This window comes from Brevibacillus centrosporus, assembly GCF_003710815.1.
Lineage (GTDB): Bacteria > Bacillota > Bacilli > Brevibacillales > Brevibacillaceae > Brevibacillus > Brevibacillus centrosporus.
This window is the reverse complement of the sequence record NZ_RHHP01000071.1, coordinates 1-991: the sequence shown is the minus strand read 5'-3', so window position 1 is coordinate 991 and position 991 is coordinate 1. Positions and strand designations below refer to the sequence as shown.

Genomic DNA, 991 nt, shown 5'->3' with positions numbered 1-991 from the left:
TCCGATCCCGACTTCATCATCGGACTGGCTACAAAGCTAAAAGCGGAACAATCGCTGAGGATCCAGGCAGAAGCCAAAATTCAACAACAGAAGCCGCTCGTAGAGTTCGCGGAGATCTGCATGCAGTCAGACAAATCGATCAAAATTAGAGAGCTGGCCCACTCACTCACTACTCATGGCATCAAAATTGGTGAAAGGAAGCTTTACGATCGCCTAAGGACTTGGGGGATGATTTGCCAGAAGTCCACCGAACCTACGCAAAGGGCATCGGAACAAGGTTTGTTCGAAGTAGTGACAGGCGTAAAGCAAAAACCAGATGGTTCTCCATTCACTTGGCGCACAACCTACGTGACGATGAAAGGCCAGTCGTACATAGCAAATCGTTTGAAAAAAGAACTGGTTTGAGGGGGAGGGCAGAGTCATGAATGGACAAGGAACCAAACCGGCTGGAGAAGTACGGGCAGCGAATGACCATTACCTGAGACTAGTCGAACTGTTTCTGACTCCAGGTATGGATGAGAACGCACGCTGGTGGCTGGACCGCGAATTGTCAGAGCTGGAACAGGACATGAAGGCAAGCGGATTACTTTGAAGGGAGGTGAGAGAATGTTGGATCGATTCGGGCAGGGATTACCTGACCCACAGGAAGAGACTGAATCTCCTGAGCTGCCAGTTGACGAGTGCGCCAATGATGAATGTCAAACTTGGATCTACAGAGGCGACAAAGTCTGGAGGTATGACGGAGACCTGTATTGCAAATTAAGGTGCCTGGCGAAAGCGATGGGGGCAGTAGAAATGAAGGCGGGGGAGTAGGTAACGATGATCATTCGGTTTCAAAAGCTGGGTCTCAAAAATTTTAAAAGCCACCGTGATCTTGTCGTAGAGTTTGGCGACCTTACCAAGATCAGCGGTGACAATGCGAAAGGCAAGTCCAGTATTCCGGAAGCCATTTCATGGACATTGTACGGTACAGATGTGCTTGGAAGCAAGT

At 49.2% G+C, this 991-nt stretch carries 4 protein-coding genes; all 4 read left to right on the top strand.

All coding sequences use genetic code 11. The features are described from left to right. A partial coding sequence (locus EDM55_RS29895) for a phage antirepressor KilAC domain-containing protein (protein WP_170184561.1) occupies positions 1-405 on the top strand: 405 nt, incomplete at its 5' end. Between the two features lie 16 nt (positions 406-421). Further along, positions 422-592 (top strand): hypothetical protein, encoded by a 171-nt coding sequence (locus EDM55_RS30585; protein ID WP_170184560.1) that lies wholly within the window; start codon positions 422-424, stop codon positions 590-592. Positions 593-606: 14 nt separating this feature from the next. Further along, positions 607-813 (top strand): hypothetical protein, encoded by a 207-nt coding sequence (locus EDM55_RS29890; RefSeq protein WP_122962139.1) that lies wholly within the window; start codon positions 607-609, stop codon positions 811-813. Positions 814-819: 6 nt separating this feature from the next. Next, positions 820-991: AAA family ATPase (locus EDM55_RS29885; protein WP_148040086.1), on the top strand; the 172-nt coding region annotated here is incomplete at its 3' end.

Excerpts from the sequence above, each read along its gene's own strand:
- EDM55_RS30585 (WP_170184560.1), top strand. The coding sequence starts at position 422 with ATGAATGGACAAGGAACCAAACCGGCTGGAGAAGTACGGGCAGCGAAT.
- EDM55_RS29890 (WP_122962139.1), top strand. The coding sequence starts at position 607 with ATGTTGGATCGATTCGGGCAGGGATTACCTGACCCACAGGAAGAGACT.